This window comes from Pedobacter rhizosphaerae (assembly GCF_900111155.1).
GTDB lineage: Bacteria > Bacteroidota > Bacteroidia > Sphingobacteriales > Sphingobacteriaceae > Pedobacter > Pedobacter rhizosphaerae.
In genome coordinates this window covers 68,239-90,272 of record NZ_FOGG01000010.1, presented here as the reverse complement: position 1 = coordinate 90,272, position 22,034 = coordinate 68,239, and the positions used below count along the sequence as shown (strand labels likewise).

Here is a 22,034-nt window from a genome sequence, read left to right as displayed (position 1 = left end):
ATTATCATGAAAAAATATATTTATTCCGGAGTGATTTTCATTAGTCTTTTAGCCATGATCTGCTCCTGTAAGAAATCGTTGGAGGAATATAATCCTAGCGGTATTACCGCTGAAAGTGTATTTAGCAGCCCAGAAGGGTTTGAAACATTGGTCAATGCAGCATACTCTTATCAAAGGTGGTGGTATGGGAAGGAGGAAGGGTTCAGTATTGCTGAAATGGGTACTGATTTATGGATGAGCGGGGCGGGGGATGCTTACACAGACCTAAGTCAATATCTTAATCTTCAGGCAACTAACGCCGCAATAACTACAGAGTGGCAACAACTTTACTCAGCAGTTAACTTGTGTAATACAGGTATTAACCGAATAGGCGAGGCTGGTCTTTCCACAACACAACGCCCGATTAGAGAGGCAGAGCTTAGATTTTTGAGGGCATTTTACTACTGGCATATTGTGGAAACTTGGGGTGGCGTACATTTTTCTTTAACAGAAACCAAGGGGGCCATTACCACAGCTAATAAAACTCCTGTAGAAACCTTCTACAATCAAATTGATGAAGACCTCCTTTTTGCGATATCTAGATTACCAGTCACCACCTCGGATTATGGACGGGTCACTAAACCCGCTGCTCAGGCATTTCTTGCACGCATGTACCTCAGCCAGAAGAAGTACGCAGAGGCAAGGGATATGGCTCTTGCTGTAATAAATGGGGGATATGGCTTTACACTCCTCCCTAACTACGCCGATCTATGGAAAATGTCAAACCTTAAAAACAAAGAGGTAGTGTACGCAGTGAATTACTCGGTTAACCTTTCGCTAAATGACCTGAATGATCCTATCTTGAATCCATTGGGTCATGGTAGAGGCAGTAGTAGTGCCCACCTACTTTTCGCGATGAAATATGATGATCAGCCTGGTATGGTTCGGGATATCGTTAATGGAAGACCCTTTAACCGATATATGCCTACCCGATTTCTCTTGGATTTGTATTCTGCCAATGATGCGAGGTATGAAGGGTCTTTCAAAACTGTATGGTTTGCTAATGGGGCATCGCGCCCGTCAGGAATGGCAATAGGTGATACTGCTGTACTGTCAACAAAGGCTGCTTATACGCCAGTGGGAAAATTGTATAAAATCTACGATCGGAACGCTGTGTATAATTCAAACGGTACGGTAAAAGATCAACTGCATTATGTATCATTGAATAAGTTCGACGATCCAACCAGATCCAGCGCGAATGAAGCTCAAAGTGCAAGGGATGCATTTGTAATACGGTTTGCTGAGCTATATCTAATTGCTGCTGAAGCGGAATTCTCACTTGGAAATCCTGGCCAGGCGGCACTCTATCTTAATGTAATTCGTACAAGGGCAGCGAAACCTGGAAAGGTTGCTGATATGCAATTGGGTGCAGGGCAGGTTACTTTAGATTTAATTTTGGATGAAAGAGCGAGAGAGTTTGCGGGTGAACAGCTTCGATGGTTTGATCTAAAACGTACAGGGAAACTTGTTGAAAGGGTGAAAAGCCTAAATCCCAATGTTGGACCCAATATTCAGGAATTTCATTACCTACGACCTATCCCACGCACTCAGATTGATGCAGTGACCAATAAAGATGAATTTAAACAAAATCCTGGATATCAATAATATTTTATAACGGAGCTTGAGACTCAGACTGAAATTTGTACGATTAATCACAAAGTCATGGTCTTGAAAGGGGATAATATAAACGAATGGAGATGAAATCATTACTTCGCTGGAATTGGGGATGGAAAAACTAAAAGTAGCTGAGAGAGGAAATCGATTAATCCTCAAACTACTGGAGAAGATGCAACGAGGTGATTGTTACTTCTGTCACATACAATAGGGATTTTTTGGGCACCATATATTGGTGGACTTGGGATGGCACATTTGTTGAAAGTTAGATTTCAGAAAGTTAAATGCTTATAATTGAAGATGCTAGATGGAGGTGAAGACCTAAATCAGGTTGCCATATAAATTAGATAGTTTCAGAGCATTAAGATAATTTTAACACTTTTCATGATCGAAAGCCTTAATATCCTCAAAGCCTTTCTCATGTGCTGTTCAACCGTATTTTCAGAAATACTTAAGGTACTTGCAATCTCTTTATTGCTGAGCAAATTTTTTCTACTTAAGGTGAAAACCGATTGACATTTTGGGGGTAGGAGGCTTATTTCCTTGTCGATTAACTTTTCAAGCTCTCTTGTCTCAATGAAAGACACAGTAGAATGGTCTAGTTCGTCGAAAGTCTGCTCCAGATGAGATTCATACTTTTTGCGTACAAGGATGTGCCGGAAATGATCCATGATTTTATTTTTAAGAATCACATAAAGAAAGGCAAATACGGATGTAAGTTCTTTTTTTTCTGCCGGCAATTTGTAATAAACCATAAATGCATCCTGCACGAGCTCTTCAGACAATGCACGGTCATTCGTTTTTTGCATGGCAATAGCGACTAGCTTGATAACATGGCGTTTATACAACATTTCAAAGGCCCATTCCTGTCCATCACGAAAAAAATCCTGTAATTCCTTGTCGCTGTAAAACTGCTTCATGCAAGTTGGGATAGTTGGTTAGAAAAAAAGTTTTGCAGCCAATAACGGTTGCCTACTTGCTTTATCGTCTTACGAATATAGGCCATTAATTTTTCCCAATCAAGGTCACTAACCAAATTTGTAAACTATGGATGAAAATCGAATCCGGATTTTATTTGAGCGCGTAAGGAATGGAAATTATTCTCAGCAGGATATTCAGGAGCTTAATGAATGGTATCATAATCTAAATGCAGGCGGACAGAATCTAAAAAAATGGTTTGCAGAGGCTGGGGGAGAGGAGATGCTTGCGGACAGGCTTTATGACTCATTCGGCGAAAGACTTGAAAAAGATAACAGGAAGTTTAATTTCAGTAAGCTAATTAAAGCAGCTGCCATATTAACTGTATTGTTTGGTATCGGATTAGCTATTTACCTCAGTCAGCAAAAATCTCAACAAATGGTTGCTAAAAAGTCTATCATTCCAATCAATCCAGCTCAAAAAACAGCCAGACTGACACTTGATGATGGTTCTATGGTAAATGTTAAAGACCTTGCTCAGGGCACTACCAAGCTCGCTGGTGCGATGCTGGAAAAAACGGCCGATGGGAGTTTAATCTATAAAATAAATGGGCTACAGTATGGAAAGGAAGTCAGATACAATACCATTACCACACCAAGGGCGGGCCAGTTTGAAGTTATACTTCCTGATGGCACACACGTTTGGTTAAACGCGGCATCGTCGTTAAAATTCCCCTTAAAATTTCAGGGAACTGAACGTGTAGTTACCCTGCAAGGGGAAGGATATTTTGAAGTTGCCCGCAATGCGAAAATGCCTTTTAAAGTCCTTAGTGGCATACAAACGGTAACTGTACTGGGGACACATTTTAATATTAAGGCATATCAAGGTGAGCAGAACATTTCTACCACCTTATTTGAAGGAAGTGTTAACGTAAAAAATAATAAAACTGCTGAATATACTCTTTTAAAGCCTGGCCATCAGGCTGATCTTAATGTAAATAATTCTGGTATTACAGTTTCCAATGCAGATCTCGACCAGGCACTTTCCTGGAAAAATGGTTACTTCATATTCGAAAACCAGGATGTGAAAGCCATTATGACATTGATTAGCCGCTGGTATGATGTTGATGTAGAGTATCACATTACCTCAGCTGAACGTTTTGGAGGTACTTTTTCCAGATCCACTGATTTAAAAGAACTATTAAAAAATCTAGAAAGCCTGGGTAAAACCAGATTTCAATTAAAAGAAAGGAAGGTAATTGTATCGAACTAGCGGAAGTTGTGCCGCATGTTTGAGTAAATAGACAGATTATCACGCGCAAAACGGCCAAAAAACAGGGAATCCGCCAAGACTCCCTGCCCGCTAGCCCAGGGTTAGCTTTGGTCTTAGACTATTGAAGCAACAATAAACCCTTAAACCTAACCAAATGTATAAAAAAATTGCTGAATTCAAATTCAGGGATCATCACCGCTTATTGCCAAAAATTTTAATACGCATGAAGCTTACCTTAGTGATATTAACAATTGCACTTTTGCAGGTCAAAGCATCCTCCTTTGCTCAGAAGATTACCCTTAACCTGCACAATGCCAAGTTGAGCGAAGTTGTGAAACAGCTTCGGAAACAAACCAATTATAATTTTCTTTATAATAGTTCGGTAGCAGAGAGTCTAAATCCTATTAGCGTAGAGGTGAAGGATGCTGATTTGACCACCGTTCTAGAGAAGTGCTTTTCCGGTCTGCCAATCACTTTTCGCATTCAGAATAATACAGTGCTAATATCAACCCGCCCGCCTTCTGCAACCAGGGAAAAATTACCCAAAGCCGCCGATATCGAGATTACCGGAACAGTGAAAGATGATAAAGGCCCATTGGTTGGTGTGGTCGTGCAGGTACGTGGTACGCAACGAAGCGTGGCGACAGATGTTGATGGACGATATAAAATTGCTGTTCCTGATGATAATGCTGTTCTCGTGTTCAGATTTATCGGTTTCCAGAACCAGGAAATCGGAGTGAATGGAAAAAAAACTATCAATGTACTGATGAAAGCGACTGAAGCAGAACTCAACGATGTTGTAGTAGTGGGATACGGAACACAACGTCAAAAAGATTTGACCGGTTCTGTGGGGGCAATAACCTCCGAGGATTTTAATAAAGGGTCGCAGTTAGCGCCACAGCAACTATTGCAGGGCAAAATATCGGGTGTAAACATCTCTCAAAATAGTGGTAAACCCGGAGCTTCCAATACCGTGCGCATCAGGGGTGGAACCTCGCTTACCGGGTCAAATGATCCTTTATATGTTATTGATGGAGTTCCCATTTCCAGTACGGCCAATGTAAATCAATCCAATATTCGGGGTACTGGAACAGATGTGTTTGATCAGGAACCATCCAATCCTTTGCAAACATTAAATTCTAATGATATTGAATCCATCACCGTGCTAAAAGATGCCTCTGCCACTGCAATATATGGTTCCAGAGGTGCTAACGGTGTTATCGTTATTACAACTAAAAAGGGACGTGCCGGTAGTGCACAGGTCGTGTATAATGGTCAGGCTGGTGTTTCAACGGTTTCAAATAAGTTGGATATCCTCAGCGCTGACCAGTATCGTGCAGTGAATACTACCCTAGGTCTTACGCTCGACGATCGCGGTGCTTCAACAAACTGGCAGGACGAAATTTATCGTTCAGCGATTACACAGGATCATAATATTTCACTTTCTGGTGGAAGCGAAAAAACCCTATACAGGGCGTCTATTGGATACGGGAATTTGGAAGGGGTTATGCTGGGTTCTAAACTGGAGCAAGCAAATATTTTAGCCAATATTAACCATAAAGCATTGAACGACCGCCTTAAATTTGATTTGAGGATAAACTATGGGCAGAATATGCAGCATGCTGCGCCAGTATCTAACACGGTAGGCAGTGAGGCAGGAACAAGCATGAATTATGAAGCTTATGTTTTCAATCCCACATATCCAGTAAGAGATTTGAACGGTGGCTACAATCATGTTCCGCCTTTCCGTATTAATCCGGTATCGTTTTCAACCGATGTGATTGACCAAAAGAAGCAGCAAAGGCTTTTAGGGAATCTGAGCACAAATTATAAGATTTTAGATCCTGTAAGCATAGATGTTAGTTTAGGTTACACCCGTCAGTCAATTGATCGAAATTCCTTTATCAGTAAAAATAATCCTCTCGGAAATGGATTGGGTGGTTATGCCAGCGTACAAAAATTGTACGATGAGAGTAAATTAATGGAAACAGTTTTGCGTTTTAATAAAACTTATGGCAAGCACGTTGTAGATGCTATCGGGGGCTATTCTTATCAATATTTTGTAAATGAAGGATTAAGGAACACGGCCTCAGGTTTCTTATCGGATGAATTCAAGTGGTACAGTCTCCAGGCGGCAAGCGTAGTGAATAGTGTAACCAGCTACAAGGAAAGCAATACACTTATATCTTTTTACGGAAGATTGAACTATAATTTTGATAATCGATTTTTAGTTACTGGTACAGTGAGGAGGGATGGTTCAAGCAGATTTGGATCGGGAAATAAATGGGGCGTTTTTCCTTCAGGATCAGTGGCATGGAGACTTTCCCAAGAAAGGTTTTTCAAGGTAAAGGCTATATCTGATCTAAAGTTGAGATTAAGCTATGGAGTAACCGGAAATCAGGAAATAGGAAATTTAAATTCCCTCACTACCTTAGGAGCCAGTTCTACAGGTTACATTGTCGGAGGACAACGGGTAACGGTCGTGCTGCCACAGCAATATGCCAACCCGGATTTAAAATGGGAACAAACCGCACAAATTAATGCAGGGTTAAACTTTGGCTTGTTTGGCGATCGCATCAGAGGTAGCTTTGACGTCTATCGAAAAAAAACAACTGACCTATTGCTACTGGTAGCAGTTCCCTCTCCAGCTGTAGTGAATACGCAATTGGCTAATGTGGGGAGTGTGGAAAATAAAGGGATTGAGCTGGAGTTAGGTGCAACATTGGTCGATAAGGATAAATTCGGTTGGGACTTAGATTTCAATATTAGCAGAAACATTAACAAGGTACTAAGCTTGTCCAACGAAAAATATCAGGGGAGTAATATTCAGATTGCACCCTTACAAGGAACTGTTTCTGGCGGATTTGCGCAAACCATTATGCCAGGATACCCACTTGGTACTTTCTTCGGACGCAAATTTACTGGTTTAGATGCAAATGGTTTGGAGCAGTACGAAGCTACCAATCAGGTTTTAGGTACTGCCCAACCTAGTTTTACTTATGGGTTGAGTAATAACTTAAGATATGGTTCATGGTTTTTAACAGCAAACTTACGTGGCGTGGTTGGAAACGAGGTCTACAACCTTACAGCTAACAATTTAGCCTACAAAAATAATCTTCCTGGACGCAATGTACTTGTATCTGCTATTGATGATGGGGTGAGCAGGAGCCAACCAAAGGCTTATTCATCGCGCTGGATAGAGAGCGGATCCTTTTTAAGGTTGGATAATCTGACGATAGGCTACAACTTCAAATTCAATAGCAAGGCCGTTTCTTCTGCCCGGGTATTTTTTGTTGGCCAGAATCTTTTCATCATCACAGACTACTCAGGTCTGGATCCTGAAGTTAATTCTGAAATATCAGCCAGTGGCATTGCGCCACTTGGAATCGATTACTTAAGCTATCCAAAGTCTAGAACGTTCAGTTTGGGAGCAAGTATAACGTTTTAAAATTCTAACCATTAAAATCATGAAATTATCAAACAAAATATTGTATGCTTTATTATTGGTATTTACAATCAGTGGCTGTACCAAATTGGATGAAGAACAGTTTGGCAGACTCTCGCCAGCCAATTATTATAAGACGGAACAAGAAGCACTTTCTTCGGTGCTAGGCATTTATCAAGCACTGCAGCAGGTTGCCCATATTGGTGATCCATGGCGTATTTCTGAATATGGAACAGATGAATTTATCGTTCCTGGAAGAGCGAGTGGGGGTTGGTTCGATCAGAACAATATTGATATGATGGTTCATAATGTGAGACCTGATAATCAAGCTATTGGGAGGGCGTGGAAACAAATTTTTCAGGTGATCGGAACCGCAAATGCCGTGATTGAGAGTTTAAATAGCTCTCCCTCGGCAGGTAATTTTAAGGCAGTAGCAGCAGAGGCAAAGGCCCTGAGGGCATATGGTTACTTTTACGCTATGGATCTATGGGGCAATGTTCCTATTGCTACCCAGGCGAGGATAGATCCTGCAAATTTACCAGCTACCAATAGCAGGGCAGAGGTTTTCCGTTTTGTTGAGCAGGAGCTGATCGCAGCTGCAGCGGATTTGCCTTCGGTAACAACTGTTAATAGAGCCACCTATTATCCTAGATTGACTCGCGAGGCGATCTTCACCGCATTGGCAACCCTTTATCTTAATGCCGAAGTTTACACCGGTACTGCCAAGTGGACTGAAGCAAATGCGATGTGCGATAACGTTATCCGTACAAATGCCTATACTTTAGAAGCCAACACGGTTGATAATTTCAAGGCAACTAACGAGGCTAATTCAAAGGAGATTATCTTTGCTTTTTCTATTGATCCCTCACGTACTTCCGGCTCTAATCAGTTCATCTTGTACGCTCAACCCGCATTAGATCAACAGCGATATGGTTTACCCTTTGCCCCGGCGAATGGTTACAGTACTTACCAGGAAGCATTGGATCGATATGAAACTATCGACAACCGTAAAAAGCTAATCGAATACGGTCCTCAAACTTATCTGGATGGTAGGCCTTTAGTTGATGCGCGGGGAGTCCAGTTAAATCTGGTGGCAGTAAAAGATTATGTAAGCGCTCAGGATAATGAAGGCTACAGGGTACTAAAATATGTTCCTGATGGTGTAAAATGGGCGGGATCTAGCGCTGATAATGACTTGGTACTGACGCGCTATGCCGATATACTGCTCACTAAAGCAGAAGCACTTTTTAGAATCGGAAATACTGGAGACGCACTTACATTAGTTAACCAGATTCGTGCCCGTAGCAAAGCGAGCACTCTAGGCACAATAACCATTCAGGAAATTGAAAATGAGCGGGCCAGAGAGTTTATTTGGGAAGGGCACCGTCGCCGGGATATGATTCGCTTTGGAAGCTTTTTCAATAAAACCTGGACTTTCAAGACCACTGTAGATCCTGTTTGGAAAGGAATTTATCCTATTCCAACAGAGCAACTTGCATCCAATCCAAAACTGAAACAAAATCCAAATTATTAGAATTTAGAAAAGGGCTGCGTTGAATTTCGCGCGCCCTTTATCCTCATTTACACTAACGATGAAAATTTTCAGAACCTTAACGCTAATCCTTTTCAGTGTACCGGCTGTACACTGTGCAGCCCAGCAGTCTAAACAGATTCCTCGCGATACCAGCTATAACATTGCTAAAGTTTACAGTCAGATAAAGAAAGATTACCCTTATGTTATTCCGGTGAAAGATAGTCTGCCGACTGGTTTGAAAGGGTTTAGGAATCTGGTATATGCTACCTTACCCAATACACCCTTTGGAAGACGTGATTTACACTTAGATGTTTTCAGGCCTAAGAATGAAAGGCAACTTCCTGCATTAGTTTTGGTTCACGGCGGGGGGTGGCGCTCAGGTGATAAATCAATGGAAGTTCCTTTAGCACAGTTAATTGCAAAATCGGGGTTTGTGACCATCCCTGTAGAATATCAATTGTCCCTGGAGGCCCAGTATCCCGCGGCAGTGTATAACATCAAATCCGCTATCCGCTGGATTAAGGCTAATGCTAAAACTTATGGAATAGATACCACCAAAATTGCCATTTCCGGCACATCAGCTGGTGGTCAGCTGGCCTCACTGGTTGGAACCACGAATGGACTTCCGCAATTTGAGGGTAATCAGGGCGTGACAAAATCCTCTAGTACCGTTCAGGCTATCATTGATATTGATGGAGTAATCAATTTTATGGCTCCTGCTTCGCTCAATCTGGATCGAAAACCCGATTCTCCTGATATTGCCTGGCTAGGCGGTAGTTATTTGCAGCGACCTGATATTTGGAAAGCGGCATCAGCAGGATATTGGGCTAATGAAAAAACTGTTCCAATACTTTTTTTAAACAGCGGATTCTCTCGTTTTCATGCTGGGCAGGACGAGCTGATAGGGAGTTTAAAGGAATGGGGTATTTACCATGAGGTTCACCAATTCAATGTAAAAGTCCATCCCTTTTGGCTATTTCATCCCTGGGCAGATGAAAGCGCTGGCTATATCGCTGATTTCATGAAAAAAATCTTTAAAACATATTGATTTCGGAGGCCTCAAATTTGGTTTTGCAGAGGTAAATAATAGCTTAGGTGCATTGTTTGATAGGTTTTTTTGGCTAATCAAGCTTTGAGAAGCTGATCAAAATTTGCACCCAATTGTTCAAAAAGTGGACCTCAGTACAGAGATAAAAATAGATTTTAGCAATTATTCCGATCCATTTCCATTTGGACTGAAACGATAGTCAAACAACCATGAGAAAGATTTTATATTTATTTTTGCTCATCTTCCTAAGCAATTTAGGCTATACACAGGAAATAGATAAGCTTCCTGCAGATAAGCTTGCCACGGAAATGGCCAATACCATTATGGTAAAATGGCCAGATTCGCTGACACATCAACCCGGAGCTACGGCGAAGTGGTCTTATGACCTGGGAGTTTTTTTTGAGGGAATAGCCAATATTTATGCCGTAAGCCATCAAAAACATTATCTGGCTTACATGCAGCATATGATGGATTTATTTGTCCAACCTGATGGAAGTTTATCAAGGTACAGCTTAACCGATTATAATATCGATTATGTGAAGAATGGCAGAACTTTGCTTTTTCTCTATAAAGCAACCAAAGAAGATAAATATTTGAAGGCTGCAAGCCTGCTTCGTGAGCAACTCAAAACCCATCCCAGAACTCAGGAAGGAGGCTTTTGGCATAAAAAAGTTTATCCGAACCAAATGTGGTTAGATGGAATTTACATGGGGCAACCATTTTATGCGGAGTGGTCTGCTTCTTTTGACGAAGTAAAGAATTTCGACGATATCGCAAACCAGTTTCTTATAATAGAGAAACATGTCCGCGATCCAAAAACAGGCCTGCTTTATCATGGCTGGGATGAATCTAGGCAGCAGAAATGGGCCAATAAATTTACTGGCAACTCACCTAATTTTTGGGGACGTGCTATGGGTTGGTACGGAATGGCACTGGTAGATGTTTTGGACTATTTTCCTAAAAATCATGCTAAAAGAAGACAACTGGAAGATATCCTAGTCAGGTATGCAGCTGCGATTGAAAAAGTCCAGAATCCCCAAAATAGCCTCTGGTATCAGGTGTTGGATCAAGCAGATAGGAAAGGAAATTATCCTGAAGCATCCGCATCTTGTATGTTTGTTTACACCCTGGCTAAAGGAGTGAGGAAAGGATATCTTAAAAGAAAATTTGAAGAATCAGCAGTAAAAGGCTTTTCGGGGATCAAGCAGCATTTTTTAGAATTTGACAAAAATGGAATGCTTCACCTCAAAGGAACTGTTCAGGTTTCCGGACTGGGTGGTACTCCATACCGTTCGGGAACTTTCGAATATTACATGAGTGAGCCTGTAATCGAGGATGACCCAAAAGGTATGGGAGCATTTATTCTTGCCGCGGATCAAATGAAATATTTTTAACTAAAACAAATCGATGTCATGGCTATTTCTGAATATGTAAAAAAGGCTGTCTTTCAGTTGTATGAGCAATTTCCAGCAAGTAATACGAGCGGTTTAAATTGTCTGCGTTTTGAAAATGCGGTTGATCAATTTGTAGATCAATTGAGGATCACAGGAGCAAAGGTCTTTGTAAATAAAAATGACTATTATTTTTCAAAGGCATTTGGTCCGATATCAGAGCGACTTAGGGATAAAACGAGGAAACAAATACGAAAATCGCTGGCTTTCTTGCGTATACGGGAATATTCTAACTATAATTTTCGCGCAAAAGTTGGTGTTGCAGAGCACGCTGCTCTTTTGCTTTCCAAGGAAGACATGATTCAGCTGCAACTCATTAACCAAGGCCGTTTTGCCAAGCTGTATATCTTTGCAGAGGATATTCTTTTTAATTTTGCCCATGCCAGGATTCTTACTGAGCAATCTGGTCAATCAGGTGGATATTACGTTTCTGGACCGAGGCCCTTGGCTCATACGCCTTTCAATATGCTTAGAAATATAGACCAGCTAACTGTTTACGTAATTCGTAAGCAAAAAAAAGAGAGTAAAGCTAGAAAAGTTTTTCTCTAATACAGGAAGACCTAAAGCTAAAACATGTTGCAATTATGCAAGGATTCCTCTGATGTTGATTTATTTGACCAGAATTTGGAACAAATAGGTCAGAAATTTAACATCTGAGCGAAAAAAAGTGTGCTATTTTACATTCGATAGCTTAATGCCTAACCCCAAAGATTTTAGACATTCTGGCTAATAATAACCAAATATAGAATATGACGAAAACAAATATCTTTTTTGCAATAAAGCTTCTGACATTATTTTTCTTTACTGAGGTAAGATCACAGCAACCTAATATTCAATTCTCCGTTTCTCAGGACGGTACAGGAGATTATAGAACGATTCAGGAGGCGGTGAATGCAGTGAGAGATCATATGCAGTACAAGGTCTCTATCTATGTAAAACCAGGCATATATAAAGAGAAGCTGGTCATCCCTGCTTGGAAGAAAAATATACGCATTATCGGAGTGGACAGGGAGAAAACGATAATCACAAATGGTGACTACACAGGGAAGCCATTTCCAGGAGGAGATTTTACTGGGAATCCCAAGTTTGGTACTTATACCTCTTATACTGTTCTGGTACAGGGAAATGATTGTAGTCTGGAGAATATTACCGTAGAAAATACGGCAGGACCGGTAGGTCAGGCGGTGGCCCTGACCATAGAAGGTGATCGCTTTGCAGCAAAAAATTGTGCACTATTGGGTCACCAGGACACTTTGTATACATCAAAGGACGGGCGTTGTTATTTTGAAAACTGTCTGATTGTAGGAACAACTGATTTTATTTTCGGGGAGGCTACAGCGGTATTTTATAAATGCAAAATTAAGAGTTTAGCAGATTCCTTTATCACTGCGGCATCCACATCTAAGCAGCAAGTCTTTGGTTATGTTTTTTTGGATTGCGATCTGGTGGCAGCACCGGGTGTGAAAAAGGTTTTTTTGGGGAGGCCATGGCGACCATTTGCTAAAACGGTTTTTATCCGTTGTAACCTCGGGGAGCAAATCGTTCGTGAAGGATGGCATTCCTGGCCTGGGGATCCCTTATTTGCGAATAAAGACAAAACAGCCTTTTACGCAGAATATAATAACAAGGGAAAAGGAGCTGATACCAGCGGCCGAGTGGCCTGGGCAAAACAACTGACAAAAAAAGAAGCTGAGGCTTATACTGTGAAAAATATTTTTCTCAACTGGGATCCAACGTTTTGATGAACTATATATGAATATCCTTAAGACATTTGCTTTGCCGTTAATTTTTGTTGCAGGAATAGTTCGTGCTCAGGAATTTATGCCCCTATACCCTAATGGGAAAATCCCTAATTCGAAGGATACTAAGCGGAGAGACAGTATATCCAATGAAAGAGTGTACCGGGTAGCAAATCCGGGAATGTATTGTTTTTTCCCATCTAGGCAGGAAAACAAAGGTGCGGCAGTCATTATCTGCCCAGGAGGAGGGTACGAACGTCTTGCATATGTCATTAGCGGAACACAGCTCGCCAAGTGGTTTAATACTATGGGAGTATCTGCTTTTGTGCTGAATTATCGCCTGCCAAATGATCCGGATTTGATAGATAGAGCTAAGGGACCACTTCAGGATGCACAAAGGGCAATAAAACTCGTCCGGAGAAATGCAGTCAATTGGGGAATAAAACCCAATAAAATTGGTATTCAAGGTTCTTCTGCAGGAGGTCACTTAGCCAGCTGGACAGCTACAGTTGTTTCCGATATATCAAAAATCAGGGATAATTTAGATACAGTCTCTGCAAAACCAGATTTTATGATTCTTGTTTCTCCGGTAATTGATATGGGTAAATATGCCCACAAGGGAAGTAGAACGAATTTACTCGGGGAAAATGTTAGTTTAGCAGTAGGTATTAGCCACTCTACGCAGCTAATGGTGAACAAGGAAACACCACCATGCTTTATTGCTGATGCCTTCAACGATGAGGCCGTTGATCCACACAATAGTTTACTATTTTATCAGGCTTTGCTAGAAAACAAAATACCAAGTGCTTTGCACATTTTTCCGCAGGGAGGCCATGCTATAGCGCTAAGAAATAATCCTGGAAGTACAGAACTCTGGACAACACTTTGTGAAAAATGGATGTTGGAAATGGACATCATTCCTTTTTCGCTGAAGTAGGCTTATATACTCAATATATCTACACATGAATCTTAATTATATGAAAGCAAAATTGCTGACCCTGCTGCTGTTAACTGTATGCAGTGGATTACTTGCACAAACAAAGAAATCCAATTTCTCTTGGGAGAATTTACCCCAAATTGCTAAGCCGGTTTTTAAACGAGATACTTTATCCATTGAAAAACAGGGAGCCAAGGGTGATGGAATATTTTTAAATACTGAAGTGATAAACAACACCATCAGCAGATGCAGTAGATCTGGTGGAGGGACGGTACTGGTGCCTGAGGGCATCTGGTTGACAGGCCCTATACACTTAAAAAGCAATGTCGAGCTTCATCTCGTTAGGGGAGCCACCTTAATGTTTTCAAAAAATAAAAGTCTTTATCGGTTAGTGGAGGGCGATTATGAAGGAAAACCGGCTGCGAGAAATGAATCGCCGATCAACGGAAAAAATCTTGTTAACATAGCGATAACCGGCAATGGGGTTATTGATGCTAATGGTGACGCCTGGCGAGCGGTTGGTCAATCACAGCTGACTGTTTCCCAATGGAATGAAAAGGTTGCCTCAGGAGGTGTATTGAGTGATGATAAAAGAAACTGGTATCCCAGCCAACAATTCAAAGATGCCCAAAAGGAAGGAAAGAGCATGCTGCTTGAATCAACCAAGCCCCTCAAAACTTTTGAAGGAATGAAAGATTTCCTTCGACCAAACTTACTGGTACTTAAAAATTGCAAAAAGGTTTTGCTCTCTGGAATAACTTTTCAAAATTCTCCTGCTTGGTGCGTACACCCACTTTTATGTGAAGACCTCACTGTTAGTGCAGTGACGATAAAAAATCCCCACTACGCGCAAAATGGGGATGGAATAGATATCGAATCATGTACAAGGTTTATAGTAGAGAACAGCATACTAGATGTTGGGGATGATGCTATTTGCATCAAGTCAGGCAAGGATGAAGAAGGAAGAAAAAGAGGTGTACCTTCTGCAGAGGGTATTATCAATGGCAATCTGGTTTACAGCGGTCATGGCGGGGTGGTTATAGGTAGTGAGATGAGCGGGGGAGCAAAAGACATCTTTATCCAAAACTGTACTTTTATGGGAACTGACAAGGGATTAAGGTTCAAATCAACAAGAGGTAGGGGAGGAGTGGTAGAGCGGATATATGCCAGGAATATCAGAATGAAAGATATTCAACAAGAAGCAATATTCTTTGATATGTTTTATTATGTGAAATTTGCCACTGATGGTAAGCGAGATACCTCACCCCAGGTTAACGAAGGCACACCTGTTTTCAGAAATATGGTATTTGATAATATTACTTGTCATGGTGCAAAAATTGGAATGTTTATCCGAGGATTATCTGAAATGCACGTGCAGGACATCACCGTCCGAAATTCAACATTAGTAACTGATAGGGGAATAGAACTTACTGATGCTTCAAAAATCAGGTTGGAGAATGTTCGTTTAGAGACGAGAAATCAAAGCCCATTGGTTTCTGTTACAGGTGGTAGGGAAATTCAGCTCAATGATTTGGAATTTAATGCTGGGTTACCTGTTTTCTTATCAGTTAATGGCGATAACAACGAGTCAATCAGCATCAGTAATACCGACTTAAAAGGAGCCCTGAAAAATATTGAACTTAAAAACGGAGCTTCCGAAACGGCAATAAAACTCACGAAATGATGAATTTCTCAAACCCTTGTAAAAATAGGCTGATCGTTTATTTGAGAATTTGCAGTTATCATATTTTATTTATCCTCTTATCATCCATAGATGTCCAGGCACAAAAAGTGGTGATGCCAGTGTTGGCTTTTCCGGGTGCAGAAGGCTTTGGCCGTTACGTGACCGGTGGGCGAAACGGAAAAATAATTAAGGTTATCAATCTTAATGATCATGGGCCAGGAAGCTTTCGGGCTGCGATTGAATCCTCAGGATCTAGAATTATTGTTTTCGAGGTATCGGGTATTATAGCTTTAGAAAAGGGCATTCAATTGCTCAATCCAAACGTCACAATAAATGGACAAACAGCTCCTGGTGAAGGAATTACGATAACAAATTATCCAGTTAGTGTAAATGCAAATAACGTGATTATTCGGTTTCTAAGATTTCGTATGGGAGATGCAAAACAAGTTGAAGCAGATGCACTTGGTGGCTTTGAACATAAGGACATTATAGTAGATCACTGTTCAATGAGCTGGTCTACCGATGAGTGTTTATCATTTTACAATAATGATAATTTAACACTGCAATGGTGCATAATTGCGGAGAGTCTAAGAAAGTCTGCACATAGCAAAGGTGCCCATGGTTACGGTGGTATATGGGGTGGTAGGATGGCTTCATTCCACCACAATTTAATGGCTAATCACGATAGCAGAAATCCGAGATTCGGTGAAAGGGAGGGGACAGCGTATGCCCTTACAGATTTGGTAGATATGCGAAACAATGTGTTTTACAACTGGGGAAGTAATAGTGCTTATGGTGGTGAGGCGATGCGTATAAATATTGTTAATAATTATTATAAACCTGGACCTGCTACAAAAATCAAAAACCGCATATTCTCCATTGATAAATACATGAAAAATTCAGCTTCGCCCATTTACAACCAATGGGGTAAATTCTATATATCGGGAAATGTGATCGCCGGTGAAAAACAGGCTACAGCTGATAATTGGACATTTGGCGTATACAATCAGTTCAATAGCCGATATGGGGAGGTATCATAACTGGAGAAAAGAGAGATGAAACTTACCAGTCAACATGATATTGAAAGAAATGTGATAACACAATCCGCAGAGCAAGCCTATCAATTGGTTTTAAGTAAAGCAGGGGCTTCTTTAGTTCGGGATGCAATTGATATTCGCACTATTGAGCATACGCGGAAAGGAACCTTTAGCGCTCAGGGATCAAGTGGTGATATAAATAGTAGAAATGGTATTATAGACAAACCTTCAGATGTAGGTGGTCTGAGTGCTCTGGTTTCACTGCCGGCATTGCTGGATACCGATGCAGACGGGATACCCGATGAATGGGAAATAACCCATGGGTTAAATCCGAAGTTGGCGGATTCGCAGGGAAGAACATTATCAAAAGAATATGATAACATAGAGGTATATTGCAACAGTTTGGTTTTCCATCTTTGGAAATAAATGAGGAAATTTTTTCAACAAGAAGTGTTTTTTCTACCAGAGATTAAGGATTTGTTGAAGCAAAATCCGGAACTGGATATAAACTAAATTTGATATACTTGCGATTAATACGGAGAGAAATTATACTTCATTCCTTAACCCTTAAATAACCAGATATAGTGCAAAGGAGAATTGCTAAGTTTCTCGTGTTTTTGATGGTGCTAGCCGGAGGTGATATTGCCTATAGTCAGATTGCGGCTAATGTAACTCATTATTCTACTGCCAATGGGCTATCTGACAATCGCGTTACCTATATTTTGCGTGATAAAAGTGGATTCATGTGGTTTGGATCATGGGCTGGACTCAATAGATTTGACGGATCTAATTTTTTAACCTTCAAATCCTACCCTGGAGATCACTCAGACCTCAAAAACAATAGAATCGATGAAATTGTCGAGGATTTCGAGAACCGTTATTTGTGGGTTAGAACTTATGACAATAAGGTGTACTGCTTTATGAAACGTACACAGCAATTTATTCCCATCAGTAGATTCTTCAAAGGTAGATTGGATGATAAGATCACTTTCCAACGAATTCTGGCTGTAAGAAAAAATGAAATTTGGTTAAGAACGGTGAACAATGGGGTAGTATGGATCGATTATTCAAAAGCCGTAGAGAGCGAAACAGGTAAAAATAAATTTAGGGTTGTGGTCGCTGAGAATAGTTCATTTTTTCATCTCGATAAAATGGATAATGCCTGGATTGGAATCCCTACAGGCGTAGTTCGAGCCGATAAGGTGAAAGGAAGGGATAGGAGAATTTATGCTGTTAAGCAGTTTCAGGATTCTAAAGTAGTGGGTGTGGCAGAGGCTAAAGACCAGCTTTGGCTAGCTTGCGAAAACGGATCTTTAACCGCTATAGGTCTGGATCTCAAAAATGCCAGAACATTTAATATTCCATCAGGTGGAATTAATTATTTGTTGGTTTCAAAGGTCTATCCTCGAATCTACGCTAGCACAAAGAAGGGCCAATTGTATTCTATTTCCAGTGATGGAACTGTCCAAAAGCAATTTGAAATAGAATCATCAATATATGCTTTGTTTGAACAGCGAACAGGGGTGTTGTGGATTGAATCTAAAGACCATGGAGGAATTAGGTATTCTCCGGATACGCGTGAGTTGCAGTTTCCTTTTCCAAAGAGAAGTTATGTTTTTAAGCCCTGGCTCCAAAACTACTCTCTGGTGGAGGATCGAGATAATGTAATCTGGACGAACGCTGCTGGTGATCTAAGATATTACAACAAAAATACTAAAACACTAATACCATTTGCAACAAAAGGAAATCCAAACAGGCAAAAAAACATTAGAAGGTTATTCTTTGATCCGGATGGCGTGCTCTGGTTTGGCTCAGGAACACAGGGCATTGAGAAGGTAGTGTTCCAGGATCAGCATTTTGGTTTGCGTCCTGCTGCCGATCAACTTACTTTGGAGAATTTGGAGAATGACGTACGTGGTTTAATGGTTGATCGTAAAAACCGGCAATGGGTCGGAACTAAGTCTGGTTCGGTCAATATTTATCAGTATGGCAAAAAAATACAAAGTTTATTGACCAGTAAATTTCAAAACCTTGGAGGAGTATATTGTATTTTAGAAGACCGTAACAGCAATGTCTGGATGGGTACGAAGTCTGGAGGGATATTACTGGCAAAGCCAAACGATAAAGGTCAGTATAGCCTTTCACAGTTCCTTTTAAACAAGGACATCCCAGGCAGCAATTCCATCTATTGTATATATGAAGATACTTATGGACGCCTCTGGGCTGCATCTTTTGGAAATGGACTAGTGGAAATCATTGAACAAAATGGCAAAGTAAACTTCAGGACGGTTCAAAATAGCTTTAAGGGATTTCCCTCTAGCGGTTTCAATAAAATCAGATGTATTGCCGAGGATAAATCAGGATGGATTTGGTTGGGTACCACTAATGGGTTATTGGTATTTAATCCCAATCTACAAGGTAACTTTAACTTTCTTATTTATAAGAAAGTACCAAATGATATCACCAGTTTGGGTGGGAACGATGTTCAATATATTTACCGAGATACAGATAGCAAAATGTGGGTTTTGACTGCAACCGGAGGCTTGAATCTTGCAAGGGGCCAAAATCAAAAATCTTTGTCTTTTAAAAACTATTCCAGTAAAAATGGACTTCCAAGTGACGTTTTGCTCAGTTGTTTGGAAGATGATCACAAAAATATTTGGATCGCCACACAAAATGGGATTTCCAAGTTTATCCCTAAAAAACAAAAATTTCAGAATTATAACTATAGTGATGGTCTGGAGAACGTGACCTATTCAGAATCTTCGTGTGCGCGCACGGAAGACGGTGATTTTGTTTTTGGAACAGCTTCAGGTTGTTTGATTTTCAATCCAGAGAAGATAAGTGCAAAAAAAGTCAGCGCCAATATGGCCTTGACAGGTTTGCAGATCAATAGCAAGTTAATTACTCCGGCTGTGGAGGGGTCACCCCTAACATCAGATGTCAACGAAGCGAAAACTATAATACTCGAGCATGATCAAACGGTACTGGGAATAGACTTCACTGTATTGGATTACCATCAAACTGAAAGACTTGATTATGAGTACAGACTGGTGGGGTATGACGATGTGTGGAGAAGTACTGAGGGGCAAAACAGGGCCACCTATACCAAATTGCCCGCGGGGAAATATCTTTTCGAAGTAAGGTCATTGAATGATGAAAGGTTCGATAAAATACCCTATCATTCACTCAGTATTGTTGTGAGAAGTCCACCTTGGAAAAGTTGGTGGGCCTACATCATATATGCTATATTGATTGCCATCCTGATATTTCTTGGACGCAAGGTTGCCATCACTGTTTTCAAACTTAAACAGGGAATCGTTGTAGAAAGGCAACTGGCCGATTTGAAGCTCGCCTTCTTTACCCAGATTTCGCACGAACTAAGAACGCCACTCACCTTGATTATTAATCCTAGCGAGGAAATATTGAAGCAGGAAACCTTATCTGATAGAGGCAAAGCCTATATGAGCGTTGTGATTAAAAATACCAGGCGAATGTTACGAATGGTCAATCAAGTACTTGATTTGCGTAAGGTGCAGAGTGGTGAGGGAACGCTTCGCCTGTACAATTGTGAGCTGGTACAGTTTTTAAAAGAACATATCGATTATTTCAAGGCCAGTTTAATTCAGCGTAATTTATCTATTGAGGTAAATTCAGTATTGCCGAAATTAAATGCACTAATAGATCCGGAGAAATTAGAAATCGTACTATTCAATGCCTTGGCAAATGCTATTAAATTTTCACCAGATAATGGCATTATTCGGATTGATTTAGATAAATCGTCTGAAAAGACATTTAGGATCACCATCTCGGATGAAGGTTCTGGTGTTCAAGAACATGAGCTCTCAGACATCTTTAGGCTCTATTACGAAGGAAAGCAACTTGGTCAAAACCACAGTAAGGGCACAGGGATTGGATTAGCCCTTGCGAAAGAACTGATTTCATTGCATCGAGGTCGAATCTGGGCTGAAAATAATAAGCCAGGTGGTCTTAAGTTGATTATTGAGCTTGCTCTCGGAATGGGAAATTACAAATTGGATGACATAGTAGAAAATACTGCTGTCCGTAAAACAAGCGTTCAGCCTTCACCTGAACGTTTCTCTATTCCGAAATCCGATAATAATTCAAAGGCGGATAAAGGAAAGAAAATCAGGATTTTACTCGTTGAAGATAATGACGAACTTAGGGAGTTTTTAACAGTCAAGTTCGATGATTCTTACCAGATAGCAACCGCAAAAGATGGTCTAGAAGGTTTGGAAAAAGTGAATGATTTACAGCCAGACTTGGTTTTGTCAGATATTATGATGCCTGGAATGGATGGTATTGAGTTATTGGAGCAGATTAAAAATAACCCTGAAACCAGCCATATTCCTGTAATCCTATTAACCGCCAAGTATTCAGTGGAGAGCCAGATTGAGGGATTGAAGTATGGTGCAGATTATTATATTACTAAACCTTTTGACTTTCAGCTTTTGGAAACAGCAATGGAGACGGTCTTAAGGCAACGTCAAAAGGTATTTTCACATATTCAGCAAGAAGAGGAGTTGGCTGTAGAAGAGACAAGGGTTATGACACAATATGACCGAGAATTTCTACAGCGCGTGATTGAGGTAGTAGAGAGCAAATTAGATGATTCTTCATTCAATGTAGAAGAGGCTGCCGATCTTACCAGAATGAGCCGTTCGGCTTTTTATAGAAAATTTAAGAGTTTAACTGGGATTGCACCGGTGGAATTTGTTCGTGATACACGTGTTAGGAAAGGTAAGGACATATTGGATGCTGGGGAAGACAATGTTTCAGTGGTTGCCTATGCAGTTGGCTTTAGTACGCCAAAATATTTCAGCGCTTGCTTCAAATCAGTATACGGCCTTAATCCTTCCGAGTATTTAAAAAAAATCAGAAGAAAGGGGTAGTTATAGTATTTTTCTATCAACTGAATTTGATCTCTGTGGAGGCTAGTTATTTACCAATCAATGCTATGAAGGCATAAAATGTCGAAATATTACCCTTATTCGTTTAAATTTTGCCCTTGTTTCTCTTCTCAAAAAGGCAAGTTTGTTAAAGTTTTACATGGCTAATATCCCAGTTGATGTTAAGCCTGAACTCCATAACCAAATTGAACCATATATGAAAAGCCCGACACATCATTTGCCATAGCTGTATCGTTGAGAGTATATTATACTATGCGATAGCTCCTCTACCAGATTATACGGCGGGCTAGAAATTATCAAATATTATTCAGACCATAGTACCAATGCGTTAGGTCTTGAACAAACCCTTAACAAACAATCCAATATGCTAAATAAAATCCAGACA

General features: G+C 40.5%; 14 protein-coding genes. 13 read left to right on the top strand and 1 reads right to left on the bottom strand.

Annotation, left to right across the window (positions count from 1 at the left end; all coding sequences use genetic code 11):
* Window positions 1–6 precede the first annotated feature (6 nt).
* On the top strand, window positions 7–1,644 hold the full coding sequence (locus BMX11_RS10195) for a RagB/SusD family nutrient uptake outer membrane protein (RefSeq protein WP_090883993.1): 1,638 nt from the start codon (window positions 7–9) through the stop codon (window positions 1,642–1,644).
* A gap of 362 nt (window positions 1,645–2,006) precedes the next feature.
* Here the strand turns inward: BMX11_RS10195 and BMX11_RS10190 are convergent, their stop codons facing one another.
* Window positions 2,007–2,573: an RNA polymerase sigma-70 factor gene (locus BMX11_RS10190; RefSeq protein WP_090883924.1), complete on the bottom strand. Its 567-nt coding sequence runs from the start codon at window positions 2,571–2,573 to the stop codon at window positions 2,007–2,009.
* A gap of 127 nt (window positions 2,574–2,700) precedes the next feature.
* Here BMX11_RS10190 and BMX11_RS10185 point away from each other — a divergent pair, with 127 nt between their 5' ends.
* The 12 genes from BMX11_RS10185 to BMX11_RS10130 all read left to right on the top strand — a co-directional run bounded on the left by BMX11_RS10185 (window position 2,701) and on the right by BMX11_RS10130 (window position 21,631).
* Window positions 2,701–3,843 carry a FecR family protein gene (locus tag BMX11_RS10185; RefSeq protein WP_090883923.1) on the top strand — a complete coding sequence of 381 codons (1,143 nt, stop codon included), beginning with the start codon at window positions 2,701–2,703 and terminating at the stop codon, window positions 3,841–3,843.
* A 154-nt stretch (window positions 3,844–3,997) separates the two neighbouring features.
* Window positions 3,998–7,291, top strand: coding sequence for a TonB-dependent receptor (locus tag BMX11_RS10180; RefSeq protein ID WP_090883922.1), 3,294 nt, complete (start codon window positions 3,998–4,000; stop codon window positions 7,289–7,291).
* A gap of 19 nt (window positions 7,292–7,310) precedes the next feature.
* Window positions 7,311–8,822, top strand: coding sequence for a RagB/SusD family nutrient uptake outer membrane protein (locus BMX11_RS10175; RefSeq protein WP_090883921.1), 1,512 nt, complete (start codon window positions 7,311–7,313; stop codon window positions 8,820–8,822).
* A 58-nt stretch (window positions 8,823–8,880) separates the two neighbouring features.
* On the top strand, window positions 8,881–9,870 hold the full coding sequence (locus BMX11_RS10170; RefSeq protein ID WP_090883920.1) for an alpha/beta hydrolase: 990 nt from the start codon (window positions 8,881–8,883) through the stop codon (window positions 9,868–9,870).
* A gap of 209 nt (window positions 9,871–10,079) precedes the next feature.
* Window positions 10,080–11,264 carry a glycoside hydrolase family 88/105 protein gene (locus BMX11_RS10165; protein WP_090883919.1) on the top strand — a complete coding sequence of 395 codons (1,185 nt, stop codon included), beginning with the start codon at window positions 10,080–10,082 and terminating at the stop codon, window positions 11,262–11,264.
* A gap of 18 nt (window positions 11,265–11,282) precedes the next feature.
* Complete coding sequence (locus BMX11_RS10160) at window positions 11,283–11,870, top strand: hypothetical protein (RefSeq protein WP_090883918.1); 588 nt, start codon at window positions 11,283–11,285, stop codon at window positions 11,868–11,870.
* A 200-nt stretch (window positions 11,871–12,070) separates the two neighbouring features.
* Entirely contained in the window at window positions 12,071–13,063 is a 993-nt protein-coding gene (locus BMX11_RS10155) for a pectinesterase family protein (protein WP_090883917.1), read from the top strand.
* Between the two features lie 10 nt (window positions 13,064–13,073).
* Complete coding sequence (locus tag BMX11_RS10150; protein WP_090883916.1) at window positions 13,074–13,997, top strand: alpha/beta hydrolase; 924 nt, start codon at window positions 13,074–13,076, stop codon at window positions 13,995–13,997.
* A gap of 40 nt (window positions 13,998–14,037) precedes the next feature.
* Complete coding sequence (locus tag BMX11_RS10145) at window positions 14,038–15,681, top strand: glycoside hydrolase family 28 protein (RefSeq protein ID WP_090883915.1); 1,644 nt, start codon at window positions 14,038–14,040, stop codon at window positions 15,679–15,681.
* Entirely contained in the window at window positions 15,678–16,721 is a 1,044-nt protein-coding gene (locus BMX11_RS10140; protein WP_139180161.1) for a pectate lyase family protein, read from the top strand. The genes BMX11_RS10145 and BMX11_RS10140 overlap by 4 nt, the downstream gene beginning before the upstream one ends.
* A gap of 15 nt (window positions 16,722–16,736) precedes the next feature.
* Window positions 16,737–17,144, top strand: coding sequence for a thrombospondin type 3 repeat-containing protein (locus BMX11_RS10135; protein ID WP_090883913.1), 408 nt, complete (start codon window positions 16,737–16,739; stop codon window positions 17,142–17,144).
* Between the two features lie 158 nt (window positions 17,145–17,302).
* Complete coding sequence (locus tag BMX11_RS10130) at window positions 17,303–21,631, top strand: hybrid sensor histidine kinase/response regulator transcription factor (RefSeq protein ID WP_139180160.1); 4,329 nt, start codon at window positions 17,303–17,305, stop codon at window positions 21,629–21,631.
* Window positions 21,632–22,034 lie beyond the last annotated feature (403 nt).

Bases quoted from the DNA above. Each gene is read 5' to 3' on its own strand.
- BMX11_RS10195 (WP_090883993.1), top strand. From the start codon at position 7: ATGAAAAAATATATTTATTCCGGAGTGATTTTCATTAGTCTTTTAGCC.
- BMX11_RS10190 (WP_090883924.1), bottom strand. From the start codon at position 2,573: ATGAAGCAGTTTTACAGCGACAAGGAATTACAGGATTTTTTTCGTGAT.
- BMX11_RS10185 (WP_090883923.1), top strand. From the start codon at position 2,701: ATGGATGAAAATCGAATCCGGATTTTATTTGAGCGCGTAAGGAATGGA.
- BMX11_RS10180 (WP_090883922.1), top strand. From the start codon at position 3,998: ATGTATAAAAAAATTGCTGAATTCAAATTCAGGGATCATCACCGCTTA.
- BMX11_RS10175 (WP_090883921.1), top strand. From the start codon at position 7,311: ATGAAATTATCAAACAAAATATTGTATGCTTTATTATTGGTATTTACA.
- BMX11_RS10170 (WP_090883920.1), top strand. From the start codon at position 8,881: ATGAAAATTTTCAGAACCTTAACGCTAATCCTTTTCAGTGTACCGGCT.
- BMX11_RS10165 (WP_090883919.1), top strand. From the start codon at position 10,080: ATGAGAAAGATTTTATATTTATTTTTGCTCATCTTCCTAAGCAATTTA.
- BMX11_RS10160 (WP_090883918.1), top strand. From the start codon at position 11,283: ATGGCTATTTCTGAATATGTAAAAAAGGCTGTCTTTCAGTTGTATGAG.
- BMX11_RS10155 (WP_090883917.1), top strand. From the start codon at position 12,071: ATGACGAAAACAAATATCTTTTTTGCAATAAAGCTTCTGACATTATTT.
- BMX11_RS10150 (WP_090883916.1), top strand. From the start codon at position 13,074: ATGAATATCCTTAAGACATTTGCTTTGCCGTTAATTTTTGTTGCAGGA.
- BMX11_RS10145 (WP_090883915.1), top strand. From the start codon at position 14,038: ATGAAAGCAAAATTGCTGACCCTGCTGCTGTTAACTGTATGCAGTGGA.
- BMX11_RS10140 (WP_139180161.1), top strand. From the start codon at position 15,678: ATGATGAATTTCTCAAACCCTTGTAAAAATAGGCTGATCGTTTATTTG.
- BMX11_RS10135 (WP_090883913.1), top strand. From the start codon at position 16,737: ATGAAACTTACCAGTCAACATGATATTGAAAGAAATGTGATAACACAA.